Source organism: Geomonas oryzae, from assembly GCF_004117875.1.
Classification (GTDB): domain Bacteria; phylum Desulfobacterota; class Desulfuromonadia; order Geobacterales; family Geobacteraceae; genus Geomonas; species Geomonas oryzae.
Map to the genome: position 1 here is coordinate 146,507 of NZ_RAHW01000004.1, position 25,633 is coordinate 172,139.

The 25,633-nt window shown below is 62.0% G+C and carries 27 protein-coding genes and 1 tRNA gene; 22 read left to right on the forward strand and 6 right to left on the reverse strand.

Features of this window, described 5'->3' with window-relative positions; translation table 11 throughout:
- Positions 1 to 23 precede the first annotated feature (23 nt).
- Both D6Z24_RS11385 and D6Z24_RS11390 read left to right on the forward strand, forming a co-directional pair.
- A complete protein-coding gene (locus D6Z24_RS11385) occupies positions 24 to 1,127 on the forward strand; it encodes a hybrid sensor histidine kinase/response regulator (RefSeq protein WP_129126718.1) in 1,104 nt (367 codons plus the stop codon).
- Between the two features lie 209 nt (positions 1,128 to 1,336).
- Entirely contained in the window at positions 1,337 to 1,765 is a 429-nt protein-coding gene (locus D6Z24_RS11390) for a (deoxy)nucleoside triphosphate pyrophosphohydrolase (protein ID WP_246014647.1), read from the forward strand.
- Here D6Z24_RS11390 and D6Z24_RS11395 read toward each other — a convergent pair.
- Positions 1,762 to 2,592, reverse strand: a complete 831-nt coding sequence (locus D6Z24_RS11395) for an HDOD domain-containing protein (protein ID WP_129126719.1) — start codon at positions 2,590 to 2,592, stop codon at positions 1,762 to 1,764. The genes D6Z24_RS11390 and D6Z24_RS11395 overlap by 4 nt on opposite strands.
- A gap of 205 nt (positions 2,593 to 2,797) precedes the next feature.
- Between D6Z24_RS11395 and mnmA the strand changes: the two genes are divergently transcribed.
- Positions 2,798 to 3,877: a tRNA 2-thiouridine(34) synthase MnmA gene (gene mnmA / locus D6Z24_RS11400; protein ID WP_129126720.1), complete on the forward strand. Its 1,080-nt coding sequence runs from the start codon at positions 2,798 to 2,800 to the stop codon at positions 3,875 to 3,877.
- Between the two features lie 197 nt (positions 3,878 to 4,074).
- Here mnmA and rdgC read toward each other — a convergent pair whose 3' ends face one another.
- The 3 genes from rdgC to D6Z24_RS11415 form a co-directional block, all read right to left on the reverse strand.
- Positions 4,075 to 5,268, reverse strand: coding sequence for a recombination-associated protein RdgC (gene rdgC / locus D6Z24_RS11405; protein ID WP_129126721.1), 1,194 nt, complete (start codon positions 5,266 to 5,268; stop codon positions 4,075 to 4,077).
- A 239-nt stretch (positions 5,269 to 5,507) separates the two neighbouring features.
- Positions 5,508 to 6,782 carry a multiheme c-type cytochrome gene (locus D6Z24_RS11410; RefSeq protein ID WP_198419544.1) on the reverse strand — a complete coding sequence of 425 codons (1,275 nt, stop codon included), beginning with the start codon at positions 6,780 to 6,782 and terminating at the stop codon, positions 5,508 to 5,510.
- Entirely contained in the window at positions 6,782 to 7,897 is a 1,116-nt protein-coding gene (locus D6Z24_RS11415; protein WP_129126722.1) for a WD40 repeat domain-containing protein, read from the reverse strand. The genes D6Z24_RS11410 and D6Z24_RS11415 overlap by 1 nt, the downstream gene beginning before the upstream one ends.
- A gap of 321 nt (positions 7,898 to 8,218) precedes the next feature.
- Here D6Z24_RS11415 and D6Z24_RS11420 point away from each other — a divergent pair, with 321 nt between their 5' ends.
- The 17 genes from D6Z24_RS11420 to D6Z24_RS11505 all read left to right on the forward strand — a co-directional run bounded on the left by D6Z24_RS11420 (position 8,219) and on the right by D6Z24_RS11505 (position 23,703).
- The gene (locus D6Z24_RS11420; RefSeq protein ID WP_129126723.1) at positions 8,219 to 8,524 is read left to right on the forward strand and encodes a DUF503 domain-containing protein; all 306 of its coding nucleotides are present in this window, start codon (positions 8,219 to 8,221) and stop codon (positions 8,522 to 8,524) included.
- 51 nt (positions 8,525 to 8,575) lie between these two features.
- Positions 8,576 to 9,787 (forward strand): efflux RND transporter periplasmic adaptor subunit, encoded by a 1,212-nt coding sequence (locus D6Z24_RS11425; protein ID WP_129126724.1) that lies wholly within the window; start codon positions 8,576 to 8,578, stop codon positions 9,785 to 9,787.
- A 1-nt stretch (position 9,788) separates the two neighbouring features.
- Positions 9,789 to 10,478 carry an ABC transporter ATP-binding protein gene (locus D6Z24_RS11430; RefSeq protein ID WP_129126725.1) on the forward strand — a complete coding sequence of 230 codons (690 nt, stop codon included), beginning with the start codon at positions 9,789 to 9,791 and terminating at the stop codon, positions 10,476 to 10,478.
- On the forward strand, positions 10,479 to 11,645 hold the full coding sequence (locus D6Z24_RS11435; RefSeq protein ID WP_129126726.1) for an ABC transporter permease: 1,167 nt from the start codon (positions 10,479 to 10,481) through the stop codon (positions 11,643 to 11,645). It abuts the gene before it with no gap.
- A 134-nt stretch (positions 11,646 to 11,779) separates the two neighbouring features.
- A complete protein-coding gene (locus D6Z24_RS11440; RefSeq protein ID WP_129126727.1) occupies positions 11,780 to 12,937 on the forward strand; it encodes an ABC transporter permease in 1,158 nt (385 codons plus the stop codon).
- Between the two features lie 187 nt (positions 12,938 to 13,124).
- Positions 13,125 to 13,868 (forward strand): hypothetical protein, encoded by a 744-nt coding sequence (locus D6Z24_RS11445; protein ID WP_129126728.1) that lies wholly within the window; start codon positions 13,125 to 13,127, stop codon positions 13,866 to 13,868.
- A gap of 93 nt (positions 13,869 to 13,961) precedes the next feature.
- The gene (gene pheA, locus D6Z24_RS11450) at positions 13,962 to 15,041 is read left to right on the forward strand and encodes a prephenate dehydratase (RefSeq protein WP_129126729.1); all 1,080 of its coding nucleotides are present in this window, start codon (positions 13,962 to 13,964) and stop codon (positions 15,039 to 15,041) included.
- Positions 15,042 to 15,053: 12 nt separating this feature from the next.
- Positions 15,054 to 15,914, forward strand: a complete 861-nt coding sequence (locus D6Z24_RS11455; protein WP_129126730.1) for a prephenate dehydrogenase — start codon at positions 15,054 to 15,056, stop codon at positions 15,912 to 15,914.
- 99 nt (positions 15,915 to 16,013) lie between these two features.
- On the forward strand, positions 16,014 to 17,303 hold the full coding sequence (aroA, locus tag D6Z24_RS11460; protein WP_129126731.1) for a 3-phosphoshikimate 1-carboxyvinyltransferase: 1,290 nt from the start codon (positions 16,014 to 16,016) through the stop codon (positions 17,301 to 17,303).
- Positions 17,300 to 18,004: a (d)CMP kinase gene (cmk, locus tag D6Z24_RS11465; RefSeq protein WP_129126732.1), complete on the forward strand. Its 705-nt coding sequence runs from the start codon at positions 17,300 to 17,302 to the stop codon at positions 18,002 to 18,004. The genes aroA and cmk overlap by 4 nt, the downstream gene beginning before the upstream one ends.
- A gap of 3 nt (positions 18,005 to 18,007) precedes the next feature.
- Complete coding sequence (gene ispH / locus D6Z24_RS11470) at positions 18,008 to 18,859, forward strand: 4-hydroxy-3-methylbut-2-enyl diphosphate reductase (protein WP_129126733.1); 852 nt, start codon at positions 18,008 to 18,010, stop codon at positions 18,857 to 18,859.
- Positions 18,860 to 18,927: 68 nt separating this feature from the next.
- A complete protein-coding gene (locus D6Z24_RS11475; RefSeq protein ID WP_129126734.1) occupies positions 18,928 to 20,679 on the forward strand; it encodes a 30S ribosomal protein S1 in 1,752 nt (583 codons plus the stop codon).
- 54 nt (positions 20,680 to 20,733) lie between these two features.
- Positions 20,734 to 21,015, forward strand: a complete 282-nt coding sequence (locus tag D6Z24_RS11480) for an integration host factor subunit beta (protein ID WP_129126735.1) — start codon at positions 20,734 to 20,736, stop codon at positions 21,013 to 21,015.
- A gap of 21 nt (positions 21,016 to 21,036) precedes the next feature.
- Positions 21,037 to 21,123 (forward strand) — tRNA-Leu (locus tag D6Z24_RS11485).
- A 113-nt stretch (positions 21,124 to 21,236) separates the two neighbouring features.
- The gene (locus tag D6Z24_RS11490) at positions 21,237 to 21,854 is read left to right on the forward strand and encodes a hypothetical protein (protein WP_162605120.1); all 618 of its coding nucleotides are present in this window, start codon (positions 21,237 to 21,239) and stop codon (positions 21,852 to 21,854) included.
- A gap of 245 nt (positions 21,855 to 22,099) precedes the next feature.
- Positions 22,100 to 22,501 (forward strand): hypothetical protein, encoded by a 402-nt coding sequence (locus tag D6Z24_RS11495; RefSeq protein ID WP_129126737.1) that lies wholly within the window; start codon positions 22,100 to 22,102, stop codon positions 22,499 to 22,501.
- A gap of 575 nt (positions 22,502 to 23,076) precedes the next feature.
- A complete protein-coding gene (locus tag D6Z24_RS11505; protein ID WP_129126738.1) occupies positions 23,077 to 23,703 on the forward strand; it encodes a fibronectin type III domain-containing protein in 627 nt (208 codons plus the stop codon).
- A gap of 73 nt (positions 23,704 to 23,776) precedes the next feature.
- On the opposite strand, the gene D6Z24_RS11510 is transcribed toward D6Z24_RS11505, so the two are convergent.
- Positions 23,777 to 24,199, reverse strand: a complete 423-nt coding sequence (locus D6Z24_RS11510) for a pyridoxamine 5'-phosphate oxidase family protein (protein WP_129126739.1) — start codon at positions 24,197 to 24,199, stop codon at positions 23,777 to 23,779.
- A gap of 242 nt (positions 24,200 to 24,441) precedes the next feature.
- Between D6Z24_RS11510 and D6Z24_RS11515 the strand changes: the two genes are divergently transcribed.
- Together D6Z24_RS11515 and D6Z24_RS11520 are read left to right on the forward strand one after the other, a co-directional pair.
- On the forward strand, positions 24,442 to 24,801 hold the full coding sequence (locus tag D6Z24_RS11515) for a hypothetical protein (RefSeq protein WP_129126740.1): 360 nt from the start codon (positions 24,442 to 24,444) through the stop codon (positions 24,799 to 24,801).
- Positions 24,802 to 24,816: 15 nt separating this feature from the next.
- A complete protein-coding gene (locus D6Z24_RS11520) occupies positions 24,817 to 25,011 on the forward strand; it encodes a hypothetical protein (RefSeq protein ID WP_129126741.1) in 195 nt (64 codons plus the stop codon).
- Between the two features lie 108 nt (positions 25,012 to 25,119).
- Here the strand turns inward: D6Z24_RS11520 and D6Z24_RS11525 are convergent, their stop codons facing one another.
- The gene (locus tag D6Z24_RS11525) at positions 25,120 to 25,554 is read right to left on the reverse strand and encodes a BON domain-containing protein (RefSeq protein ID WP_129126742.1); all 435 of its coding nucleotides are present in this window, start codon (positions 25,552 to 25,554) and stop codon (positions 25,120 to 25,122) included.
- Positions 25,555 to 25,633: the final 79 nt, after the last annotated feature.

A 25,633-nucleotide genomic window follows, 5' to 3' on the forward strand; every position in this document is an offset into this window, starting at 1 on the left:
GCGCCCCGAGCGAGGGAGAATACATGAAACGCCAGACGGTCATGATCGTCGACGATACACCAGCCAACATCGAGATCCTGAGCGAGAGCCTCGGGGACGACTACGAGCTCTTCTTCGCCACCAGCGGCGCCGATGCCCTGGAGCTCATCCGTGCGGACAAGCCGGACCTGATCCTGCTCGACATCATGATGCCGGGGATGGACGGCTTCGAGCTCTGTACCATCCTGAAAAGCGACCCCGCCACGCGCGACATCCCGATCATCTTCGTCACCGCCATGATCGAGGAGGAACAGGAGATCAAGGGGCTGGAGCTTGGCGCCATCGACTACCTCACCAAGCCGATCAGCCCGCACATCGTGAGGGCGCGCGTAAAGAACCACCTGGAGCTGAAGCGCTACCGCGACCTACTGGAGACCCTGGCGAGCGCCGCCGACCGGGCCAAGAAAGAGTTCCTGCGCAGCGTAAGTCACGAACTGCGCACGCCGCTCACCCCGATCATCGGTATGACCGACCTCGTGCTGAACAGCGAGGAGGACGACAACAAACGCAAGTATTTGGGGATGGTCCAGAAATCGGCCCTGCGGCTTCTGGGGATCGTGGAGGACCTCATCGAGACCAGCAGGCTGGAAGGGGAGGGTGGAGCCCCGGAGAACGCGCCGTTCCAGTTGAAGCCCTTCCTGGACACCGTAACCATGGAAGCACGCGCCCTGGCGCAGGCGAAGGGTCTGCAGTGCGCCGTCCTGCTCGACCCGGCACTGCCGGCCGCCGTCGTGAGCGACCAGGGGATGCTGCACAAGGTGCTCAGCATGCTGCTCGGGAACGCGGTGAAGTTCACAAGCGAGGGAGGGGTGGGGCTGGAGGTGCGCGTTCAGGAGACGGCCGGGATCCCGATGCTGCAGTTCTCGGTTTCCGATACCGGGGTCGGCATCGATCCCGCGGATCTCGAGCGCATCTTCAGCGACTTCACCCAGTCCGACGGCTCGATCACCCGCTCCTTCCCTGGGCTGGGCCTTGGGCTAACCCTCGCGCGCCGCATGACCGAGCTTATGGACGGCAGCATCTGGGCCGAGAACGCGCCCGAGGGAGGCTCCGTCTTCCAGCTGCAGATCCCGCTGGTGCTACCGTAACCCCCGGCTTCCTGCCCCCCAAAAAAGCTATGTCCACATCCCCTCTCCCTCCGGGAGAGGGTCAGGGTGAGGGCGCCGGCAGATGCAATCTCCCTGCTACGCGGGCGCGTATTCATCCACCTCTGGTTGCAGAAGAGAGTGGCGTCGCTTCCGGATTCCCTTGACCTCTTTCTTCCCGTTGCTGTATTTTCCTGCACGAGGTGATTGAAATGAACATGGCTTCCGCCAGCGCTGCGAGTCCGCATGCGCGAAAGCACGTCCACGTAGCCTGCGCCGTCATCGAGCGGGACGGGCTGGTCCTGTCGGCCCGGCGCAGCGCATCCATGAACCTGCCGCTTAGGTGGGAGTTTCCGGGCGGGAAGATCGAGCCCGGAGAAGGGCGGGAGGAATGCCTGAAGCGTGAACTGGTGGAGGAAATGGGTGTGGAGATCGCCGTCGGGCGCCCGCTCACGCCGGTCACCCACAGCTATCCCGCCTTCGATGTGACGCTCTATCCCTACATCTGCAGCATCGTATCCGGTGAAATCACCCTGCATGAACATTCGGCGATGACCTGGCTTTCTCCGGAGCGGATGCTGGAGCTCGACTGGGCCGACGCCGACCTCCCCATCATCCTGGAGTATCAGGGGCTTTTCTAGAGAACCAGCTCCTGGGAATCCTCGAGAACGTCCAAAAGGTCGTCCATCTCTTCCTGGGTAAGCTGCAGGATCGCCGCCTCGGTCTGCTCGGCGAGGTCGAGGTCCGCATCCCTCACCAGCCCGATCCCCTTCATCCGGCACGCCGTGTTCACGAGCCGCACCACGGTCAGCACGATGTCCTGGGTGTCGAAGTTCTCATCGTGGTGATTGGCGACCACGTTGTAATAGACCTTCGGCATGTTCCAGTGCTCCATGAGCCGGCATCCCTGCTCGATGTGCAACTCCTCGAAGATCTCCAGCAACAGGTCCTCTTCCAGCGCCGCCTGTGCCACCCCCATCTGGTTCAGCCGCTCCAGCGCCTTCAAAAGGTAGAGCTTGCCGATGTCGTGCAGAAGCCCCGCCATGTACGCCTGGTCGGCGTGCTGCGGGTATCCGGCCCGGCGCATGAGCCAGCGGCTGCCCAGGGCGCAGGCATGGCTGTGGAGCCAAAGCGACTGCATGAAACCGTTGATGGTGCGGTTCTCCGAGGCGTGGAGGCTCGCCTGTGAGGCCGCCATGGCGAGGTTGGTGATCTCCTGCGCCCCCAGGCGCACCGTCGCCTCCTTCACCGTCTCGGCGCGTACCCGCCCGATGTACAGCGGGGAGTTCGCCATCTTGAGGATCTGGCCGGCGAGCGACTGGTCCTCGTTGACCAGGTCCGTCACCTGGCCCATCGTGAAGTCCGTCGTCTGCAAAAGGTGGACGAGCCTCAGCGCGATGGGGTGGAATACGGGAAGGTCGATCGGCTGGTTGCCCAGCAGACGCCTGATGGTGAGGGAGAGGGCCATGGTGATCTCCTTGAACGGTTTACGGGCCGGCGGCCGGTGTAGTTCAGAAAAGAAGGTGATACCAGTAAGAATCGGCAGAAGGCGTCCAAACTTGAGTACGCAGCGCAGCATTCCCCTCGAGGTATGGGCAGGCGAAAAAGTGTTGCCTTACGAAGGCGATTCGGTCAAGTATGGATGCGCAGCTAATCAGGAACACGGAGCAGATATGTCGGCAGATTATAAAGGCAGGAAGATTGCCGTCGCCATGAGCGGCGGGGTGGATTCATCGACGGTCGCCGCCCTTTTGAAAGAGCAGGGTGCGGAGGTGATCGGCATCAACATGAAGCTGTTTCGGCGCGAGGGGGAGGACCCGCAGGCAAAGGGGGACGCCCAGGTGGTCGCCGAGTACCTCGGGATAGAGTTTCACCAGGTGCATCTGGAAGAGGAGTTCGGGCGCCTCATCATGGAGGATTTTCGCGCCCAGTACCAGGCGGGGGAGACGCCGAACCCCTGCGTGCGCTGCAACCGTTACGTGAAGTTCGGCCTTCTCCTGGACAAGGCGCTTGAGCTCGGCGCCGATTACCTTGCCACCGGCCATTACGTGCGTACCAGTTGCGACGAGGCGGGGACCTACCACCTGCTGAAGGCGCATTACCTCGCAAAGGACCAGTCCTACTTCCTTTACACGCTCACCCAGCGGCAGCTCGCCCACGTGATCTTCCCGCTTGGGGAGATGCCGAGCAAGGACGAGGTGAGAAGGCTGGCGGAAGGGTTCGGCATCCCCGTGGCCCAGAAAAGCGACAGCCAGGAGATCTGCTTCGTTCCCGGCGACGACTACGTAGCATTTCTGGAGCAGGGAGGACGTCTTGCCGGTAAAAAGGGGGAGATCGTCCACGTGAACGGGACCGTGCTCGGGCGTCACAACGGCACGCACCGCTACACCATCGGGCAGAGAAGGGGGCTCGGCATCGCCTGGAAGGAACCGCTCTACGTCGTGGCCATCGACGCGGTCGGGGGAAAGGTGGTGGTGGGCGAGGTGGGTATCCTCTACGCTTCCGGGCTCGTTGCCTGCGAGCTCAGCTGGGTCGTTCCGGCGGAGGGGGACGAGGTGCGAACCACCTGCAAGATCAGGTACCGGCAGGAGCCGATCGAGTGCAGCGTGAAGCTTCTGGGGGACGGGCGCGGCGAGGTCCGCTTCGCCGAGCCGCAGAAGTCGGTCACCCCGGGACAGTCCGTGGTCTTTTACCAAGGGGACGAGCTGGTCGGCGGCGGCCGCATCGTCCGAGCCCTCGGAAGCGAGGAGTAAAGGCTCTTACCGTTAAAGGCGCTCAGTCCCCCCCCTCCCTTGACGGGAGGGGGCAGGGGGGTGGGTGAAGCCGCAAGCAGCGGAAAAGATGGCAATTTACCCCACCCCCTTACCCCCTCCCGCAAGGGGAGGGGGGACGCTAGCATCAATATCCCCCCGGATGGCTGACATCTGAAGAGGACGAATCCCTCGGTCTCCTATTCCAGCGGCCTGTTGCAGAAGCAGCAGACGTTGAGCCACTTCTGGATCGCCTCGGCCTGCTCCGCCCACTGGTTCCCCAGCCTCAGCTCGAGGAAGGTCGCGAACACGGAATCGAAGAGCTGATTCCCCTTCTCCAGAAGGAGCATCCTCTCGAAGAACACCGCCTCGCGCTCCATCGCCTCGTCCACCGTGCTGTCCTTCTCGAGCTTAACCGCAGGAGACTTGAAGGAGGCGAAGTGGAAGAGCTCCCCCTTGAGCGTCAGCTTGTAGTGGTCGTCGCCGGTCTCCATGTGCAGGGTCGCCTCGGTGATCTGCTTCTTGTTGAGGAGCGCACTTCTCACCTCGTTGAAGTGGTCCTGCGGACCAGCCACGGTGATCTTCTGGGCCCCGTTCTCGCCGGAGCCCAGGAGGACGACGCGGTCGTCCAGGTAGGCTACGAAACCCTCCTTGGCGAGGAGCACTCCCGGCTGGTTCACGGTGTACTCAGAAGACTCGTTCATGGTCTGGTACATGAGCCAGAGCATGAAGTCGGCCCCTAACCACTGGTTCTCCTTGATGAGCTCCAGGTAGTTGTCGCCCCCCGCCTTGTTAGCCTGCTGCAGGAGCGCCTTGTGCTCGTCGTCGAGGACGCTCTCGGCGCGGGCGTACGGGTGGAACGCGGAGACCCTGAGCCCCTCGAAGGTCTTCTTGAACTGCTCCTCGAAGAGTTCGATCACCTTGGGCGAAAGCGAGCTGAAGGTGAGGATGCCGCTCTTCGTGTCCCAGACCGCGTCATAGGTCGCCGGGGTGGGGAGGGTTTGGGAGAGGAGCATGGCGCGCACCGCCTCCTTCAGGTCCTCCCTCTTCTGCTTGGGCACCTTGGTCATGCCGGGGTTTTCCGCCAGGAATTCCTCCTGCGCTTTTTCCAGGTGTGCCTTCAGCACCGCGGAAGGAACGGAGCGCTTGTCGCGGCGCAGGGTGAACATGAAGTAGTGCTCGCGGCAGCAGGCCGCGGGGGAATCGAAGTCGGAGACCCTGGGGTCGTCCAGGTGCGCCCAGCCGACCGAGATCTCCTCGCTCCCCTGGTCGATCGGGTTGAACCGGTTCGCCGCTAACTGCTTGGTGACGAAGTCGTGGAGGTCCTGCTGTTGCGGGATCTCACCCTGAACCTTGAAGTGACAGACGCTTACTGTGTTGGCGAGAATGCCCATCGATGTTTCTCCTTCGTGTATTTCTTATCCCGCGCGAGCGGGGAGAGCATGGATACACCTTTTGCCCCCGAGGGGCAAGTAAAAAGGCCGAAAGCCTAAAACCATCGGCCACGGAGAAAATCTGAGAAAATCTGAGAAAACCCGGAAGGCTTTGGATGTTAAACCTTTGAATCTTTTTAGACTTTGACTCTGCTTCTCTCAGAAGTCCTCAGATTTTCTCCGTGGCTACAGGTTTTGTTTTACCTCATTCTTTCGAGTACCTTGCCCTTCTCTTTGGCGTACTCCTCGGCGCTCAGCGCCCCCCTGTCGAACTTGTTCTTGAGCGCCTTCAGCTCGTCCTCCGCACCGGGTTGCGTCTTCGCGCCCGCACCCTTTTGCCCCCGCTCCTTCAAGCGGCTCGCTTCGCTCTTGATGTCGACTAAGTCCATCTTCAGCTCGGCGTTGCCGTACCAGTGGGTGTATGAGGGATTCTGGTGGTAGGCCCCCTTCACGGTGCGGGCGTAGTCGTACTTCTTCATCTTGAAGAAGAGGCGCTCGATGTGGGAGGTGTCCTCGTAGAGCATCTGGCTGTCGGTCACCAGGCGCGGACCGCTCAACGGGTGCGGCGGCCGGTTTTCCGGCATGGGGTCGAGGAGCCCACGGTCGTTCAGGTCCCAGATGATGTGCTCCGCCTCCTTCAGGATGGCGAGGCTTTGGCTGCGCACGAGGTCGCCGCGCTCGAGTTCGCGTTTGGCGAAGGTAGGCGCATGGCAGGCGCTGCAGATGTTCAGCATCTCCTTGCGTGCCGGTTCGGCCTTGGCGGCGGGATAGGGGACGCCGCCCGAGTTCATGGTGATGCCGATGGAGACGTTGTGGGTCCCCTTGGGCATGTGGCAGGTCTGGCAGTCCGGCCCCGCCTTAGCGCCCGCACTCACGTTCAGCGTGCCGTGCAGCGAGGTCTGCCACATCTCCCATTGCGGGTGGTCCGGCCCCATGTGGCACTTCGCACAGGAGTTCGGATCACGCACGATCTTAAGGTCGGTCATGTGTTTGGAGTGGCAGGAATCGCAGGCGTCCTCGACGCTGTGGCAGTAGTTGCAGCCGATCTCCCCCATCTCCGGGGACTGTTTCAAAAAGCGCGCGCACTGCACGTCCGAGCGCGGCATCTCGTCGCCCGGCTGGTGGCAGAAGCGGCACTCGTCCTTCTTGCGGTCGGGAAGCCCCCTGGTGCATCCCCACCCGGAGTGGAGCCCCATGCCGTGCCTGCTTAAGCGATGCTCCTCGTACGCCTTCTTGTGACAGGGGGCGCAGACCTTCATGCCGACCTTCGCCTCGCCCCTCACGATCTTGTCGTGGTCGCTGCCGTGGCACTTCTCGCACCCGACACCGGCTTTGGCGTGCGCGCTTCCCTGCCACTGGGCCACCGCGGCCGGGGTCTTCTCGGTGTGGCAGGGGATGCAGGGTTCGGCGGCGCCCGACAGACGGGGTGCCATGAGTGCGGCGAGAACGGTCGCCGTCAGGACTGCTCGGTTCATCATTTGGTCTCCTTCTTAAGCTGTTCCAAGTACTCCGCGTCGGTGATGAGCCCCTGGCTGCGCAGGGCGCGCAGTTTGAGCGTCCGCTCCATGTTCTCTGCAAGGGGAGGCGGCGGTTCGTCCGCCAGTCCGGAGACGAGGTACAGCTGCTCTTTGTACATGACCAGTGCGCCCGTGCCGTCCGGCAGGAACATCCCTTTCGCGTCGGGGGGGAAGGTGGCGATTTCCTTGTTATGCAGGTAGAGGTGGCCGCCGAGGAGGAGATAGTTCCCGGAGGGAGATAGGGAGGGCGCTCTTCCCGGGCCGTTCCAGGTCTCGAGGTCCTTCCCCGCCGGTAGGGAAACGCGGCGTCCCGGCGTTCCCCCCAGTATGAGCGACTCGCCGTCCGGGGCGTAGACCACCTTGCCTGCGCCAAGCGGCGCCTCGGCGATGCTTTTGCTGGAGCCCGTCGTCAGATTCCAGATGTTCACCTTCAGGTACGGGTTGAAAAGCGGCGGGTCCTTCACCGTCGTGTAGGCGATCTCGTCGCGGTACGGCGAAAGCGCCACGATCATCTGGTCGTAAAGCAGGGCTTCCGGGAGGCGCGCCACCTTGGGGCGCAGCGTAACGTCGCCCAGAGCCGTCATTTCCGGTTTCGCATCGCCGTCCCACCGGTAAAGGCGTGACGCCATCTGGGTCCCGAAGCTGAACTTCTTGACCATGAGTGCGCCGGCAAGCAACTCCTTTTCGGACCGCCAAGTGATGGACGTCACGCGTCCCTCGACCAGCGTCTCGGCCAAGATGTTCCCGGCGGTGTCGAGGATGCGGAGGACGGTGCTTTCGGCCGGCGTCAGGGCGACCGCCAGCCTGTCCCCCGAGGGGGAGAAGCTGAGGAGCCTGACTCCCGTTCCCGCAACGGCTTTAACGTTTCCGTGCAGGTTGACGAGCCGCAGCGAACCGTGCTCGACGTACGCGACCGTGCCCTTCGCGCCGGCATCGAACGGGGAACCAGCATCGCAGTCGGTGATCTCCTGCACCTGAAAACGTTCGGGAACCTGCGCCGGCATGGTCGTGGCACAGCCGGTCAACGAACCGAAGGCGAGTGCGAGCAGCAGGGTGGACAGAGTTTTCTTCATGGGACCCTCCGTTTGGCGAGGCGCCAGTGTACTCAATTTATCCCCGCAAAACAACACGCAAAGGCTGCGACGGCAGGGTCCCCGTGTATACTGGATTACCGCCGAAGCCGCTGCTGAGCTCGCTTTAAGCCGCCTTCGGTGGAAGCAGGGCAAAAATGGGAATTTGACCAGGGACTGTGCGCTAGTCCCCTCTCCCCCCCGGGAGAGGGTGCCCGGAGGGCGGGTGAGGGCGTTGCCCCGAAGCGGGATGTCCCAACTGCCGACGCCCTCACCCTGACCCTCTCCCGGAGGGAGAGGGGATGTCGAAAAAGGAGCAACGCCATGCACGTGGCCCTACTGCAAATGAGGCTTCTCCTCCCCAGCCGCACCCTGAAGGAAAAGCGCTCCATCGTGAAGAGCGTGCTGTCGCGGGCCCGCAACCGCTTCAACGTCGCCTGCTCCGAGAGCGCTCTGCACGACCAGCCCGCCGACGCGGAACTCTGCTTCGTCACCGTGGCGGCGAGCCCGACGCGCGCGAGGCAACTGCTGCAGGAACTGGAATCCTGGCTCGTTTCGGAGCGTCCGGACGTGGAGATAGGTCCTGCTCGAGGAGCTATAGGAAGATTGCGGACTTCCCCGCTGCCTTAAAATGTGTTAGCTTCCGCTTTTATTGAATCCGCTTTATCGGGGTGACCGGGCATGGCGCAAGACGACCTGAACAGACTGACCATCGACAAGAAACGCTATACTCCCGGCGGCACCGGAACCCGGCGCCCGCGCATCGTCGCCGCCGTGGTGCTCATCGCCCTTCTCCTGGGACTTTGGACCTTCATTTCCAGGCGCAGCGTAGAGGTCGAGGTGGCCACCGTTTCCCTCATCTACCCTTCCCAGACCTTTTCCCTTTTGAACGCAAGCGGCTACGTGGTGGCGCAGCGGAAGGCGGCCGTTTCCTCCAAGGCGACCGGACGCCTCGAATGGCTCGGCGTGGAGGAGGGGAGCGTGGTGCGACAGGGACAGCTGCTCGCCCGCCTGGAGAACCGCGATGTCGCCGCGGCGAAAGGAGAGGCCTCGGCTGCCGTCTCCGCGGCGCAGGACAACCTGGAACAGGCCGGTGTCGAACAAAAGGACGCCGCCAGGGCGCTTTCCCGCGCAAAAGAATTGATAGGCCAGGGGATCATCGCCCAGGCGGATTACGACACGGCCGAAGCCCGCTACCAGCGCGCCGTGGCAGCGGTGGCCGCGGCCCGCGCCAACGTGAGGCAGGCGCAAAGCGCCCTCAAGGGGGCCGACGCCTCCCTCGACTACACCCTGATCCGCGCCCCCTTCGACGGCGTGGTCCTCACCAAGAACGCCGACGTCGGCGACATAGTTTCGCCCCTTGCCGCCGCGGCCAACGCGAAGGCCGCCGTGGTCACCATGGCCGACATGGGGTCCCTGCAGGTGGAGGCCGACGTCTCCGAGGCGAACCTCGCCAGGGTGAAGGTGGGGCAGCCGTGCGAGATCCTTTTAGACGCCCTTCCCGACGTCCGCTTCCGCGGCGCGCTCTACACCATCGTCCCGACCGCGGACCGCAGCAAGGGGAGCGTCATGGTGAAGGTCCGCTTCCTGGACAAGGACCCGCGCATCCTCCCGGAGATGAGCGCCAAGGTCGCCTTTTTGGAGCGCGAGCTGCGGCCGGGTGAGGGGACGCCGCGCGTGGGCCTTCCTCCCGCTGCCGTCCTGCACCGTGACGGCAAGGATTACGTCTTCAAGGTGGTGCGGGACCGGGCGCAGCTCACCCCGGTTGCGCTGGGGGGGAAGCTGGGCGACCTGGTGCAGGTCGACTCCGGCGTGAAAGCGGGAGACCGCATCGCCACGAAGCCCCTGGACAAGCTGCGCGACGGCAGCCGCGTGAAGACGGCGGAAAAGTAGCATGGAGCAAGCGACCGAGCCCATCGTCAGGATCAGGAACCTCTCCAAGTCCTACCGCCGCGGTACCCAGATCATCCCGGTCCTCTCCGGCATCAGCTTCGATATTGCGAGGGGCGAATTCGTCGCCCTCATGGGGCCGTCCGGCTCCGGCAAGAGCACGCTGTTGAACCTGATCGCGGGGATCGACAGTGCCGACGAGGGGGAGATCGAGATAGGCGGCGTTGAGATCACCCGTCTCGGGGAGAGCGATCTAGCCCGCTGGCGCGCCGTCAGTGTCGGCTTCATTTTCCAGTTCTACAACCTGATCCCTGTCCTGACCGCCTTCGAGAACGTCGAACTCCCCCTTTTGCTCACCCACCTGAACCGGCGCGAGCGCCGCGAACACGTGGAGGCGGTGCTGAACGTGGTGGGGCTTGCCGACCGGATGGACCACTACCCCTCCCAGCTCTCCGGCGGACAGCAGCAGCGCGTCGCCATCGCCCGCGCCATCGTCACCGATCCTGAGATCCTCGTGGCCGACGAGCCGACCGGGGACCTGGACCGCGCCTCCGCGGAAGAGATCCTGCAGCTCATGGACCGCCTGGTACACGAGTTCGGCAAGACCGTCATCATGGTGACCCACGATCCCCGCGCCGCCGAGAAGGCCCATCTCGTAAGGCACCTGGAGAAGGGCGAACTGAGCGTGACCTAGATGGGCATTCCCTACTCCTACAGCTTCAGAAACCTCTGGACCCGGCGGCTCACCACGGTCCTCACCGCGAGCGGCATGGGGCTCGTCGTCTTCGTCTTCGCCGCGACGCTGATGCTCACCGAGGGGTTGCAAAAGACCCTGGTGCAGACCGGCTCGCCCGACAACGTCGTGCTTTTGCGCAAATCGTCCAATTCAGAGGTGCAAAGCGCGGTGGAACGGGACCAGGCTGCGCTCCTGGAGAGCCAGCCTGAGGTCGCCGTGGGGGAGGACGGCGAGCCGCTTCTCGCCAAGGAACTCGTGGTTCTCATCAACCTGAAGAAACGGGTGACCGACACGCCGTCCAACGTCATCATCAGGGGGATCACCCCCGCCTCCCTCAAGCTGCGGCCGGCGGTCCGTCTGAAGGAAGGGCGTATGCCTAGGCCCGGGTCGGCCGAGGTGGTGACCGGGGAGAGCGTGGCGCGCCGCTTCAAGGGGTGCGGACTGGGCGAGACGCTGCGTTTTGCCATGCGCGACTGGCGCGTCGTTGGGGTGTTCGATGCCGGGGCGACCGGCTTCTCCTCGGAGATCTGGGGCGACCGCGACCAGATGATGCAGGCCTTCAGGCGGCCGGTGTACTCCTCGATCATCTTCAGGCTGCGCGACACCACCTCTTTCGACGCCTACAAGGTGCGCGTGGAGGGGGACCCGCGCCTCACCGTAGAGGCGAAGCGGGAGACCCGGTACTACCTGGACCAGTCCGAGGCGATGGCGAAGTTTTTGCGCATCCTCGGGATGGTGCTCACCATCGTTTTCTCGATCGGGGCGGTGATCGGCGCCACCATCACCATGTACGCCGCGGTCGCCAACCGGGTGACCGAGATCGGCACCCTGAGGGCGCTCGGCTTCCAGAGGAAGAGCATCCTCTCCGCCTTCATCATCGAATCTCTACTTTTGGGATTGTGCGGCGGCATCCTCGGCATCTTCGCGGCCTCGTTCATGCAGCTCATCACCATCTCCACCATGAACTGGGCCTCGTTCTCAGAGCTTGCCTTTTCCTTCACGCTCAACTTCGGCATCATCTGGAAGTCGCTTCTCTTTTCCGTCGTCATGGGGCTGGTGGGAGGTGCTCTCCCTGCTTTCCGGGCCTCGCGCATGAAGATAGTGGAGGCGCTCAGGGCGACATAAAAGCATCACCACAGAGGTCGCAGAGGTGCACGGAGGAACACAAAGGGAGAGGCTTGGACGATATGACCGTCTCTGTGTCCTCTGTGCTCCCCGGTGTCCTCTGTGGTAAGGCTTTCGGTTTTCGAGAGGTTTTGATGTTCATCCTGAAATACATCCTCAGGAATCTTTTCCGGCACAGGCTCCGCTCCGTACTCACCATCGTCGGAGTGGCGGTGGCGGTGCTCGCCTACGGTCTTTTGACGACCCTGGTCGGCCTTTGGTATTCGGGCGCCGAGCATGCCTCGGACACGAGGCTCATCACCCGCAACGCCATCTCGCTCGTCTTCCCGCTCCCCATCTCCTACCTGGAGAGGATCCGCGGCGTGCCCGGGGTCACCACGGCCTCCTACGGCAACTGGTTCGGCGCCTACTACAAGGAGCAGAAGAACTTCTTCGCCAACTACGCCATCGAGCCGCGCAGCTACCTCGAGCTCTACCCCGAGTTCATCCTCCCCCCCAAGGAGAAAAACGACTTTCTCCTCGACCGCAAGGGGTGCATCGTCGGGGAGCGCCTGGCCCGGACCTACGGCTGGAAGGTGGGGGACCTGATCACCCTGAAAGGGACCATCTACCCGGGTGACTGGGAGTTCGTGCTGCGCGGCATTTACCACGGCAAGGAGAAGGCGACCGAGGAGCGCATCTTCCTTTTCCACTGGAACTACCTGAACGAGACCATGCGCCGCAGCGTGCCCAGGCGCGCCGACCAGGTAGGCTACTTCGTCGTCGGCGTGAAGAGTCCGGGGCTTGCCCCCGACGTGGCGCTCGCCGTGGATTCCATGTTCAAGAATTCCCTGGCCGAGACCCTGACCGAGACGGAGAAGGCCTTCCATATGAGTTTCGTCTCGATGACCGAGGCGATCATGGTTGCGATCCAGATCGTCTCCTACATGGTGATCGCCATCATCATGGTGGTCGCGGCCAACACCATGGCCATGACGGCACGCGAAAGGATCGGCGAGTACGCGACCCTGAAGACGCTGGGGTTCAAGGGGGGACACCTGGCAGGGCTCATCTTCGGGGAATCGGTCGCCATTTCCCTTTTGGGCGGGATCCTCGGTGTGGCGCTGACCTTCCCGGCCGCACACTGGATCGAAACCGAGCTAGCCCAGTACTTCCCCTACTTCACCGTTTCGCCGAAGACCCTGCTCTTCGAGCTCTTGGCGGCGCTCACGGTAGGTGTCGTCTCCGGTATCTTCCCCACCTGGCGCGGTGCCACCATCCGCATCGCCGACGGCTTGAAGAGAATCGGGTGAGATAATGGTACGGAAGGGGACTGGCTCCGCAGGTGCCTGTCCCCCTCGCGGTGATGCTGAAAAAACCAAGCTCTTGTATTTTCTATGAAAACCCAGTATAAGACCCCCCTGCCTTTGCTTTTCAACCACTCCTGTTTTGCTTTGCGTCTTTGCGTCTTTACGTGAGCGCTTTTGTCTGGAGGTTTTCTTGAAATTTCTCCGCATGCCTAAGGACCGCATCGTCTTGCTTTTGCTCGTGGTCTCCCTCGTCCTCTACCTGGCGGATTACTTCGCGTTCGGCCGCCTGCAGGAGATCGGCTTCGGGTTCATGTCCAACGTCGCTTTTCTGCCGGTCTACGTCCTCTTCGTCACCCTTATGATCGAGCGGGTGCTGAAGGAGCGCGAACGCGAGGCGATGATCAAGAAGCTCAACATGGTGATCGGCATCTTTTTCAGCGAGGTGGGTACGCCGCTTTTAAAGGATCTGCAGGCCTTTTACCACGACGGAGAGGAGCTCTCCGGGCATCTCAGGGTCAACGTGCGCTGGAAGGAGGGTGATTACCGCTCCGCCCGCCTTTTCCTCGACACGCACGACGTCCGTCCCGATTCCCGCGTCGGCGACCTCGCCGCACTGAAAAGCTTCCTCGCCGAGAAGAAGGGGGTGATGCTGTCCCTCATGGAGAACCCGAACCTCCTCGAGCACGATTCCTTCACCGACCTCCTCTGGGCCGTTTTCCACCTGATCGAAGAACTCCAGGCGCGTCATTCTCTCTCCGGTCTGCCGGCAAGCGACATGGAGCACCTAAGCTGCGACATGAAACGCGCCCACACCTACCTGCTCATCGAGTGGCTTTCCTACATGGCGCACTTGCAGAAGGACTACCCATACCTCTTTTCGCTGGCGGTCCGCATGAACCCGATGAACCCCGAGGCGCGCGCCGAGGTCTCCTAGTAAACAGAAAAAAGTTGCATCTTTGCGGCGGGTATCTTATAAGTATCAGCTCCGCAAAGAGCCACCATCCCTCCTGAAAGGCGACCCAAAGCTTTGAAAGAAAAGCAGACTCTGGCAAAACTCCGTCAGGACATAGATGCGGTTGACGACCACATCCTGGAACTTCTGAACGAGCGGGCAAGGCTCGTGATGCAGGTCGGTGCGGTGAAGACCGAGAACCGCAGCGACTTCCACGTCCCCAGCCGCGAGAGGGAGATCTACGACCGGCTCACCGCGGAGAACCCGGGACCATTCCCGTCCGAGGCGGTGCTTGGCGTTTTCCGTGAGATCATCTCCGCGTCCCTTGCCCTGGAGAAGCCGCTCAAGGTCGCCTTCCTGGGGCCCAACGCCACTTTCAGTCATCTGGCCGCCATGCAGCATTTCGGGCTCTCCGCCTCTCTTTCGCCGGAGCGCTCCATCCCGGCCGTCTTCGAGGCGGTCGAGAAGGGCGAGGCGTACTACGGCGTGGTCCCGGTGGAGAACACCACCGAGGGGATGATCTCGCACACGCTCGACATGTTCATGGAGAGCGAGCTGAAGATCAACGCGGAGGTGCTCCTCGAGGTTTCCCACTTCCTGCTTTCCCGCACCGGGCGCTTCGAGGACATCAAGAAGGTCTACTCGCACCCGCAGCCCCTGGCCCAGTGCCGCAAGTGGCTCGCCGAGAACCTGCCCAACGTGCCGCTCGTGGATGTCGCCTCGACGACGCTCGCGGCGCAGATCGTCGCCGAGGACTACACCGCTGCGGCCATCGCCAGCGAGTACGCCTCTTCGATCTACAACCTGAAGATCGTCAAGGCGCGCATCGAGGACCAGGTGAACAACTTCACCCGGTTCCTGGTCATCGGACGGAAGATGGCCGAGCGTTGCGGCGACGACAAGACCTCTCTCATGTTCTCGGTTCGCGACGAGGCCGGTATTCTGCACCGCATGCTGGAGCCGTTCGCCAAGCGCAACATAAACCTCTCCAAGATCGAGTCGCGTCCGCTCAAGAAGAAGGCGTGGGAGTACATCTTCTACCTCGACCTCACCGGGCACATAGACGATCCGGACGTCGCCGAGGCGGTGAAGGAACTCTCCTCCTGCTGCCAATTCGTGAAGGTGCTGGGCTCCTACCCCCGGGCACGTCAATGAGGGAGTCCTAGCATGGTCTACTTCAAGAAGATGGCCGTGATCGGCGTCGGTCTGATCGGCGGTTCGCTCGCACGTGTCCTGCGTGAGAAGAAGGCCGTGGGTGAGGTGGTCGGCATCGGCCGCGGCGAGGCGAACCTGAAGCGCGGCGTCGAGCTGGGCGTTTTGGACAGCTACACCACCGATGCGAAAAAGGGGGTCGAAGGGGCCGATCTGGTCTTTATCGCCACGCCGGTTTGCAGCATTCCGCAGGTGGTGGCCGAGATCGCGCCGCATCTCTCAAAGGGGTGCATCGTGACCGACGGGGGGAGCGTCAAGGAGTACGTGGTCGCCGCGTGCGAGCCGCTCATGCCCGAGGGGACCCACTTCGTCGGCGGGCATCCCATAGCCGGTACCGAACACTCCGGTGTGGAAGCGTCCTTCTCCACCCTGTACCAGGGGAGGCGGTGCATCGTCACCCCGACCGGTAACACCGATGCGGACGCCCTGGAGAAAGTAGTCGAGCTTTGGAAGGTGGCCGGGTCAAGCGTGCCGCTCATGGATCCGGTGCAGCACGACCTGGTGGTGGCGGCGATCTCGCATCTCCCCCACATGGTCGCCTATTCGCTCGTGAACGCCGTCGACGGTTACGACCGGTTCGGCGGGGATCTGCTCAGCTTTTCCGCCGGCGGTTTCCGGGATTTTACGCGGATTGCCTCGTCCGATCCGGTGATGTGGCGCGACATCGCGCTCACCAACAAGGAGGCGATTCTGGAGATGATGGATTTCTTCTCCGGCTATCTGGAGAAGCTGCGCGGACTGGTCGCAACCGAAGACGCCGAAGGGCTGCGTTCCTTCTTCCTGAACTCCAAGCAGAAGCGGGACGCGATTCTTTAACAGCCGCAGCCGCCGCAACAGCGGCCTCAGGCAGCAGGCAGCAAGCCGACCAGTCCGACCAGTCCGACCAAAAAACTGAAAGCCGCACCGAGGTGCTTCATGCAAAGCTATACCGTTGAACCCGCCACCGGCATCCGCGGCGAAATCCGTGTCCCCGGGGACAAGTCCATTTCGCACCGCTCCATCATGTTCGGCTCCATCGCCAGCGGGATCACCCGGGTCTCCGGCTTCCTGCGCGGCGAAGACGCCCTGGCGACCCTGGAGGCCTTTCGCGCCATGGGGGTGCGGATCGACGACGACGGCGAGACGGTCACCATCCACGGCAAGGGGCTGCACGGCCTTGAAGAGCCGGGCGACGTGCTTGATTGCGGCAACTCCGGCACCTCCATGCGCCTTCTCACCGGCCTTCTTGCCGGCCAGAACTTCTTCTCCGTCCTCTCAGGGGACAAGTACCTGCGCGCCCGCCCGATGAAGCGCGTGGTCGGCCCCTTGAGCCGGATGGGCGCCCGCATCAGCGGACGTGCCGGCGGCGAAAAGGCGCCTCTTGCCATCCAGGGGGGAAAGCTCACCGGGATCGAGTACGACTCCCCGGTCTCCAGCGCACAGGTCAAGTCCGCCATCATGCTCGCAGGCCTGTACGCGGACGGCGAGACCGTGGTGCGCGAACCGCACCTCTCCCGTGACCACTCGGAGCGCATGCTGCGCGCCTTCGGCGCCAGGGTCGAGACCTTCGAAGGCGGCGTGCGGGTCTTCGGCGGCCCCGAGCTTACCGGGCGCGATATCGTGGTCCCGGGCGACATCTCGTCGGCCGCCTTCTTCATGGTGGCCGCGCTAGTCGTGCCGGGCTCCGAGCTTATGATCCGCGGCGTCGGCGTCAACCCGACCCGCACCGGGATCCTCGACATCCTGAAGGGGATGGGGGGAGACATCGAGCTCCTGAACGAGCGCGAGGAATCCGGTGAACCGGTGGCGGACCTCCTGGTGCGCTCCTCGAAGCTAAAGGCGATGGAGATCTCCGGTGAGGTGGTGCCGCGCGCCATCGACGAGTTCCCCTCCATCTGCGTCGCGGCAGCGCTCGCCGAAGGGACCACCGTCGTGCGGGACGCCTCCGAGTTGAGGGTGAAGGAAACCGACCGCATCGCCGCCATGGCCGACAACTTAAGACGCGCCGGGGTCACCGTGACGGAGACGCCGGACGGCATGGAAATAACCGGCGTCGCCTCGCTTAAAGGGTGTGCGGCCGACAGCTTCGGAGACCACAGGATCGCCATGTCCATGACGGTCGCAGGTCTTACCGCCGAAGGAAATACCACGATCTCCGACGTCGAGTGCATCGCCACATCCTTCCCCGGCTTCCGCGAACTCCTCGAGGGGGTAGTAAGGCGTTGAGCGACACAGTAAGAGAAAACGGCGTAATCGTAGCGATAGACGGCCCCTCCGGGGCGGGGAAGAGCAGCCTCACGAAGCTCCTGGCAAAGCGGCTCGGATACATTCACATAGACACCGGCGCCATGTTCCGCGCCGTGGCACTGATGGCCAAGCGCTCGGGCATCGCCGCGAACGACGACGTGGGGCTTGCCGAGCTCTGCCGTACCCTCGAGATCACCTTCGTGCGGGACGGCGAGGGGTGCCGCGTCCTTGCCAACGGCGAGGACGTCTCCAGGGAGATACGCACCGAGGAAATCGGCCTTTTGACCTCCGCAGTATCGGCCAGAAAGCCGGTGCGCGCGGCGCTTTTGACCATGCAGCGCGCCATGGGCGCCAAGGGTGGGGTGATCCTCGAGGGACGCGACATCGGCACGGTGGTCTTCCCCGACGCCGAGGTGAAATTCTTCCTCTCCGCCAGTGCCGAAGAGCGCGGCAGGCGCCGCTACTTAGAGCTTGCCGCCCGGGGCGACGGCGCCACCCTCGAAGAGACCATCGCCAAGGTGATCCAGCGCGACCGGCAGGACGAGGGGCGCGAGCACGCGCCGCTTAAGCAGGCCGCCGACGCACTCCCCATCGACTCGACCAGCCTCTCCATCGATGAGGTGCTAGCGGTCATGGAGACGGCGGTGCGCGAACGCATCGCCAAGGGGGAGAAGGGGTAAAACATGGAAGTCATACTGGCAAAGCACGCAGGGTTCTGTTTCGGTGTCAAAAGGGCGACGCATCTGGCCTTCGACGCCGCCGATCGCGGCGGTGACACCTACACCCTGGGCCCCATCATCCATTCGCCGCAGGTCGTGCAGCGTCTCGAAGAGATGGGAGTCAAGTCGGTGGAGAGCGTCGAGGAGGTCGAAAACGGCGGCACCATCATCATCCGTTCCCACGGCGTCGCCTCTAGCGAACTCGAGGCCGCGGTGCAGGCGGAACTCGAGGTGGTGGACGCGACCTGCCCGTTCGTCAAGAAGGCCCAGGAGCACGTGGCGACCCTTTCCAAGGAGGGATACGACGTGATCGTCGTGGGTGACGCCGTGCACCCCGAGGTGCAGGGGATCGTCTCCTATGCGACGGGGCGGGTCTACGTGGTCAGCTCCGGCAAGGAGGTCGACCGGCTGCCGCGCATGGCCAAGATGGGGGTGGTGGCGCAGACCACCCAGTCCTTCGAGCACTTAAACGACGTCGTTGCCGCCTGCCTGGAGCGCGGGGGGGAAACCCGCGTCTACAACACCATCTGCGACGCCACGGCGGTGCGCCAGTACGAGACCAAGAAGCTTGCCGGAGAGGTCGATTGCATGGTCGTCATCGGCGGTTTCAACAGCGCGAACACGAAACGCCTGGCGCAGATCTGCCGGGAACTCCTGCCGCGCACGCACCACATCGAGACCGCCGGGCAGATCGATCCGGCCTGGTTCGAGGGGGTGAGCCGCGTCGGGGTCACGGCGGGCGCTTCGACGCCGAAGTGGTTGATCGATGAGGTGATAGCTCGCATTTCGGCCATAGATGAAGATAAAATAGGTTGATATTTTTGACCGATGTGCTAGATTAGCTCGATTTTATACGGAGATTACACGAGGGGGTACAGTTTTCGATGGGTGAAGAAAAACGCAGCTTCAAGAAAAAAGATATGCCGATTAGGCGGTTACACGATAATGACGAGGAGCTGGACCAGGCCGAAGGCGGCGAGTTTGCCGACCTTTTCCAGGACAGCCTGAGGCAGCCGCAGAGCGGCGAAGTGGTCAAGGCCGTCGTGGTCCAGATCGAGCAGGACGTGGTGCTGGTCGATGTCGGCTACAAGTCCGAGGGCGCCATCCGCATCGCCGAGTTCATCGACGAGAACGGCGACCTGACCGTCAAGGTCGGCGACGAGGTGAACGTCTACTTCGAGCGCGGTGAGAACATCCGCGGCCACATGGTCCTTTCCAAGAAAAAGGCCGATTCCCAGGTTGCCTGGGAAACCATCGCCGCAGCCGGCGAGGGTGGCGTAATCGAAGGCAAGATCACCGGCAAGGTGAAAGGCGGCATGACCGTAGACGTCGGCGTCGAGGCGTTCCTCCCGGCATCGCAGGTTGACCTGCGCCCCGGCGGCAACATGGACCGCTTCATCGGCCAGACCTACCAGTTCCGCATCCTCAAGCTGAACAGAAAGCGCGGCAACCTCGTGCTTTCCCGCCGCGTTCTCCTCGAGGAGGAGCGTGACAAGGCAAGGACCGAGACCCTCGCGACCCTGAAAGAAGGCGATATCGTGGACGGCCAGGTGAAGAACATCGCCGAGTACGGTGCGTTCGTCGACCTCGGCGGCGTCGACGGTCTCCTCCACGTCACCGACATGTCCTGGGGCAGGCTCGGCCACCCCTCCGAGATGGTTAAGGTGGGCGATACCCTGAAGGTGATGGTCCTCAAGTACGACCGCGAGAAAGGGAAGATCTCCCTGGGCCTCAAGCAGACCGTGCCCGATCCGTGGCTCAACGTGGGCGAGCGTTACAGGGAAGGCGAGCGCGTCAGCGGCAAGGTTGTGAGCCTCACCGACTACGGCGCATTCATCTCCCTCGAGGACGGCATCGAAGGTCTGGTGCACGTCTCCGAGATGTCCTGGACCCGCCGCGTGCGTCATCCGTCCGAAATCCTCAAGGTAGGTGAGGAAGTCGAGGCGGTGATCCTCGGTGTCGATCCGGGCAACCGCAGGATCTCCCTGGGCATCAAGCAGACCGAAGTGAACCCCTGGACCGTGATCGGCGAGCGTTACCCGGTCGGTACCAAGATCGAAGGTCAGATCAAAAACATCACCGACTTCGGCGTCTTCATCGGCATCGAGGACGGTATCGACGGCCTGGTCCACGTCTCCGACATCTCCTGGACCCGCCGCGTGAAGCACCCGGGCGAGCTCTTCTCCAAAGGGCAGACCGTTCAGGCCGTCGTTCTCAACATCGACGTCGAGAACGAGCGTCTCTCCCTCGGCATCAAGCAGCTGGTACCGGATCCGTGGGAAGAGATCCCCAGGAAGTACAAGCCGGGCTCCAAGGTCAACGGCAAAGTGACCTCCGTGACCGACTTCGGCATCTTCGTCGAGATCGAGGAAGGGATCGAAGGTCTCATCCACGTCTCCGAGATCTCCTACGAGAAGGTTGCTTCCCCGAAAGACTTCGCCAACGTCGGCGATGAGCTCGAGGCGGCCGTCCTGAACGTGGACATGGTCGAGAAGAAGATCGCCCTCTCCATCAAGGCGCTGCAGACCGCGATGGAAAAAGCCGAGATGGCCTCCTACATGGGTAGCCAGGGCGAGGCAACCTCCAGCTTCGGCGATCTCCTCAAGGAGAAGCTGAAGAAGAGCACTGAAGAATAGACCAGTCACTTCGCCGACTGAGTAATCTAATAGTTTTTTGACTGAGGTGTTTAAATGACAAAGAGCGAACTGATCGACAAACTGGTGGAAGTGCGTGGTGCCCTCACCCGCAAAGATTCCGAAGCAGTAGTCTCCATGGTATTCGACGCCATGAGCGAGGCCCTCACCAAGGGGGACAAGGTGGAGATCCGCGGCTTTGGCAGCTTCACCATCCGTGACCGCGAGCCGCGCGAAGCCAGAAACCCGAAGAGCGGCGAGATCGTCAGCATTCCGAGCAAGAAAACCCCGTTCTTCAAGACCGGCAAAGACCTGCGTGAGCGTGTGAACAACCTCTAGCAGCAAGTTGAACGGGAATCGGCCCGGATGGCGGAATTGGTAGACGCAAGGGACTTAAAATCCCTCGTTCGCAAGGACGTGCCGGTTCGACCCCGGCTCCGGGCACCACGCATACCCGAAAGTTGAACACGAAGAGGGGCCGCCTACAGCGGCCCCTCTTTTTTTCAGTTCGGTCCGCGATGGCAACGGCGGCCTTAACCCGGGTGATGGAAGAAACGGTTATGGGAAAAGATGCACAGATGATGGTCAAGGGGTGCGATCCGGCCGGGTGTCAGGCCCTTTGCTGCTATGACGGCGTTTATCTCCTGCCCGGGGAGGCCGAGCTTGTCCGCGCCGTGGTGCAGAGATACCCTGAGCACTTCCCGAGTCTCCCCGACGAATTCATCGTCAACGGTGCATGGCCGGATGGAACCGAGGGGGTGAAGACCGCGACGCGGCCGTTCGGCTTCTCGATAGATGACTTCCCTCCCCACTTCAACCAGACCAAGTGCGTCTTCGCCACCGCGGATCACATGTGTCTGCTGCAGGCGCTGGCCGTCGAACTCGGCGTCCACAAGTGGACCTTCAAACCGACCGCCTGCTGGCTCTTCCCGCTCACCATCCAGGAGGGAGAACTGGCTCCCCCTCCCATGCCCGGCGAACCCGATCCCGACTTCGTCGATGCCTCCTACCCAGGCTACGTCACCTTCGTTCCCTGCGGCAAATTCACTCCGGATGGAGAACCCTGGCAGGAGGCGTTCGCCGAGGAGATGGCCTTCTTCGAGACGGTCGACCAGCTTCCGCTCTGGGCCAACCGCGGGCTCTCCCTGGAGGAGATCATCGAGCGCGCAAAACCTTAGACGAAAAAGGCCGCCGGTTCCCTTTCCCGCCCATAAAATCCCCTTTCCTGTTTCCCCTTTGACCTCGCATCTGTGTATCGTTCGGTGCAACATGTTTCACCGACCCACCGCAGCTTTGTACCAGTACTGATCGCGGTGGAGCGGTAAGTGTGTGTAACGACACTGCCCGGTCCCGACCGTTTCCTTGGCACGTCTTATGTAATAGAGGAGGTGTAGTCGCAAAAAACCTTCAAAGGAGAACCATCATGAAGAGAACAATGGCCATTTATGCGGTGACCGCGCTTACCCTGCTTTCCTTCGCCTCCCAAGGCATGGCGCGTGGGGGGATGGGAGGTGGCTCCGACCACGGTTCCGGCATGGGGGGCAGCCACGGTGCTGCAGGCATGGGCGCCGGCGCAGGTACCGGGATGGGCACGGGCGCAGGAATGGGGACGGGGGCGACTATGGGGGCAACCATGGGGGGCACCCACCAAGGAACCAGCGCTTCCGCGTCGATGACCGGCCAGACCATGTCGGCCGCGGCGACTTCGAAGCAGTCGACTATGCAGCAGTCGACTATGCAGCAGTCCATGAAGGACAGGGCTCTCGCCCATGCCGCCATGCACCAGCCTGCGGCGCAGACCACTTCCACACCCGAAAACTTCTAGCGTCCGCGCAGCCAGGCATCCTTAGAGCCCTGCCCCTTAACGGTGGCGGGGCTTTTTTGTCTGCACGCTGCCTGACGAGTCGTTCGCAAGAGGTCTCGCACCGCGCGCAAAGGGGCTCGCACCGCGCGCAAGAGGTCTCGCACCGCGCGCAAGAGGTCTTGCACCGCGCGCAAAGGGTCTCGCACCGCGCGCAAAGGGTCTCGCACCGCGCGCAAAGGGTCTCGCACCGCGTGCAAAGGGTCTCGCACCGCGCGCAAAGGGTCTCGCACCGCGCGCAAAGGGTCTCGCACCGCGCGCAAAGGGTCTCGCACCGCGCGCAAGAGGTCTCGCACCGCGCGCAAGAGGTCTCGCACCGCGCGCAAAGGGTCTCGCACCGCGCGCAAAGGGTCTTGCACCGCGCGCAAAGGGTCTTGCACCGCGCGCAAGGGGTCTCGCACCGCGCGCAAGGGGTCTCGCACCGCGCGCAAGAGGTCTTGCACCCCGCACATGTCTGCCTCCACTTTGCTACTTGCCAAAATCACTGCGAGCCGTATACTCTGGTTTGTTAAAAAAATCCAACCAACTGGAGGGTTCCTATGTCAATAGGCTGCTTGTATCGCAGGATGAACGCGGTTGGCTTGATTAATGAGCTGGGGTCGGTGGCCGCGGCGATGGAAAACAACCCCGCTTTCAAAAACGGAGTACCTCAAGGTGTGGCAAGTGCGGCAGAGTTGCTGGCCACCAGAGAACGGCTCAAGTACGCCCACGAGGGATCTTTGACCCATGATTCGAACAAGATCAAGGAGCGCAAGGCGGCTGAGGCGGAAGCTGTGAAAAAACTGGACTCGGTAGCGGCTTACTACACCCTTGTGGCTGTAAATGATCCGAGCGTACTTCTATACACCGGTTTCACCCCCAACATATCCCGCAAGGGCGATCCCACCCTGCTGATGGCGCAAGGGGTCGCGATATATCAGGGGCCCGTTTCCGGCAGCGCCGCTGTTACTGTCAATCCTCTCCCTGGAGTGATTCTATGGGAACTGCAGGTGGGGGAAGGGGACCTTTCTGTCGATAGTAATTGGCGTCCTCATGTCTTCAACGTCGGTGAAGCGATGGTGCTTCACGGCTTGACCGTCGACCGGGAACACGGCTTCCGGGTCAGGGGGCATAACCGTGCCGGAGCAGGGCCCTGGTCTCCACCTGTGACGTTCATTCCTAAATAGCGTCGATGCAAAGAAAAAGGCGTCTCCCCTAAGGGAGACGCCTTTGATTATTGCCTGGAGCGGATGCTGGCGGCTAGAGTTGGATGTACTCCTTGGGTTCGGTGTTGGTGGCCATGGTCCATACTGTTGCGGATCCCTTTCTCAGCACGTAGACGGCAAGCTGGTCGTAACCCACCTTTTCGACCCACGGCCTCAGAAACTCCCGCTTGGCCACGATCTCCTTTTTCAGATCAAGATCGTCCAGCGCTTCCACCGTTCCGGCGATCCTGACCTGGATCAGGTTTTCAAAGATGCCGTTGCTGAAACAGAGCTCGACCCTCGGGTTCCTGTTCAATTGATGGTATAGATCCTTGATCTTCCCGGTGTTGAAGACGATGCCGTCTTCATCTGCCCGGTACAGCAGCATCCCCCTTACATGCGGGATGTCGCCGTCGGCGGTGGCCATGTGGAAAATAGGATTCGAGTTCAGAAACTCCAGTATCTCGTTTCTAGTCATGGGGCACTCCTTTACGGGCGGTGATCATCGCCGGTGGCTGAGATACGGGATATTATACAACAATCCCGTTATCTGCAAGAATGATCAGATGAGTAACGGCAGGTCCTTTGTTTCACCTGCAAAAAACGCCTGAGGGCATGGTGAGATGGCTCCTGTCCGGTACAATTAAAAGCAGCAGTGCTTCCTGCAAGCGTACTGATGCCATAGCTCGCAAACGCATCATGACAGGAGGGCGAGCAACCATGAGAACGTTGGTTTTTCTGATCGTGCTGTTTACGACGGTTCCGGCCTACGCCATCGAAAAAGACAAAATCTCCCACTTCGCAGGGGGGGGCGTGTTGGGCCTCACCGCTGATACAATCATCTATCACACGAAGGACTGGGGGCAGCCACAGCGTATGGCCTTTTCCGGGGGGCTCGCTTTCATTCCCGGTTTTGCCATCGAGGTGGTCGATGAATTCAGCGGAACGCACTTCAGTTGGTATGACCTGCTGGCTGATGGACTGGGGTCTGTGACCGGGGTGGTGGCCGGGGAGCTGATCAACGGCAAGCTGTGGATCTCCGCGTCGCCCAGCCGGGTCAGCCTGACGGGGCATTGGTGATCCGGAGGCAGGGTTATGAAAGAAGAGAAGCGCGCCGACCCGGCGGAGCGCTGGGTGGCGACTTTTACCTGGGAAGACCGGCTCATCGCGCGCTTCTTCCCGCGCTTTTTCAAAAAGTACGCTCCTGAGGAGGTGCAGCAGCAATGGGCGGCAATCCTGGCCCGCAAGCAGCAGCGCCGGTCGGGACAAAAGGGTGATCCCGGGACGTAAGCTGTGTGTCGCTCCTCCCCCTCCAGCCTCGCGGACACCAGGCGCCGCGATGCCCAGGTCCGTAATGCGGGAGGGGGAGGACTCACGGCCGCTGCCGTCAGTTCGCGGTTACTTCCCCGTATGTTCCTTTTTCTCTTTCTCTTCCTTGTTTTCCTTCTTGGTCTTGTCGTGGGCAATCTCGATCTCGTTGGTTATCTTACCTTTCCCAACAACCTCTTCCGCTGCCTTCTCAACTGTTTTCTTTTCGTCTGCGTTTTTTACAGGGCCTTTCAATGTCACGTGACCGTCTTTGGTGATGATCTTCACGTTGTGCGCATATATCGAAAGGGTCTTGTCCTTTATGATGCTGCGCCGAATTTCCCTGGTTATCTCGCGGTCCGTCTTGTTCTCTTTCTGCTGCTCGGCGGTGGCTCCCTTTTCGGCGTTCTTTTTGGTGTTGTCCGCTTTGCTTGTGCTTTGTTGGGCGGCATGGATCCGGATCGGGGCGCTCAGTGCGACGGCAGCCGACAGGCTTACTGCCAGCATCATGCTCATCTTTTTCATGCTTTGACTTCCTCCTTGGCTTTGGTGTAAGGGATGCCCAATTCGGTTGAATTGGGAAAACTTAATATATAATGTGAAA